1 protein-coding gene is annotated in these 1,338 nt (G+C 64.9%); it reads right to left on the bottom strand.

The annotated features are described in order from the left end of the window. Positions 1 to 47: 47 nt before the first annotated feature. Complete coding sequence (locus JKG68_RS32345) at positions 48 to 1,244, bottom strand: IS256 family transposase (protein ID WP_202066528.1); 1,197 nt, start codon at positions 1,242 to 1,244, stop codon at positions 48 to 50. Between the last annotated feature and the right edge of the window lie 94 nt (positions 1,245 to 1,338).

Genomic DNA, 1,338 nt, shown 5'->3' with positions numbered 1-1,338 from the left:
GATTGTGTGCGTCAAGTTCTGCAAAGCGGGGCGGCCGGACAGGTTGGCTAAGCGGCCTCGCGCAGAGTGGTTTTCTTGTGCTCCTTCAGGTCGTCCATGTTGAGGTAGCGGTGGGCTTCCAGCCAGTTCTCGTGCGTCTCCACCGCCAGGGCCCGCACCAGCCGGCAGCATGAGGCCGCATTGGGGAAGATCCGCACCACGTAAGTGCGCCTCCTGATCTCCTCGTTCAGCCGCTCGAGCATGTTGGTGCTCTTCAGGTGCTTGTGGTGCTGGCGCGGCAGCCGGTAGAAGGTGAACGTCTCCTCGATCGTCTCCTCGGCCCAGGCCACCAGGCGCGGGTAGCGCCCCTCCCACTTGGTAATCCAAGCCGCCAGATCGCGTCTGGCCTCCTCAACCGAGCGGCGGTCATAGAGCCAGCGCAGCTCCTGCAGGCAGTCATCGTCAGCCTTGCGCGGCAGGTGATCGAGGGCATTCCTCAGGAAGTGCACGTAGCACCTCTGATAGGCGGTGCCTGACAGCACCTCGCGGATCGCCGCCCGCAGGCCGGCATGGTCGTCCGCCACCACCAGTTCGACCCCGGAGAGGCCGCGCTCGCGTAAGCCCAGCAGAAAGGTGCGCCACGAGGACTGGCTTTCCCGATTGGCCATCTCGACGCCCAGGATCTGGCGCCTGCCATCCCAGTCGATGCCCACCGCAATCAGCACCGCCTGTGAGGTGACGATGCCGCCCTCGCGCACCTTCTCGTAACGGGCATCCAGGATCAGGTACGGGAACGGCTCCTCAAGCCGGCGGGAGGCGAACTGGGCCAGGCTGTCATCCAGGCGCTTGTTGGTCGAGGAGATGGCAGACGCCGAGAAGCTGTGGCCGCACAGCTCCTCGGTGATCGCCTTGACCTTGCGGGTGGAGACGCCCTGCACGTACATCTCGGCCAAGGTGGCGACCAGGGCCTGCTCGGAGCGCTGATAGCGCTCGAACAGTTCGGTCGAGAAGCGCCCGTCCCGGTCCTGCGGCACGCGCAGCTCGAGCTTACCCACCCGGGTCACCAGGGTGCGGCTGTAGTAGCCGGAGCGGTAGCCCAGGCGAGCCGAGGTGCGTTCGCCCTTCTCGGCCTGAAGTGCATCGCTCATCTCGGCTTCGAGCATCTCCTGCATGACGGCACGCACGATCTCGCGCAGGCCGTCCGGGCTCTGGCTCAGAAGGTCCTTGATGGCGGCAGTGGCAGGTTTATCCTTGATGTTGGTCATGGTGGGGCTCCTCTCGGAGTGAGTGACGTCGAACATCACCATCCTGCCATGACCGCCCCGCTCAGGCGATTTGCAGAACCTTCACCACACTACT

Source organism: Microvirga aerilata (assembly GCF_016743775.1).
In the GTDB taxonomy this organism is placed as follows: domain Bacteria; phylum Pseudomonadota; class Alphaproteobacteria; order Rhizobiales; family Beijerinckiaceae; genus Microvirga; species Microvirga aerilata.
Note: the sequence above shows the minus strand (reverse complement) of the source record. Positions and strands in the feature narration are given on the sequence as shown.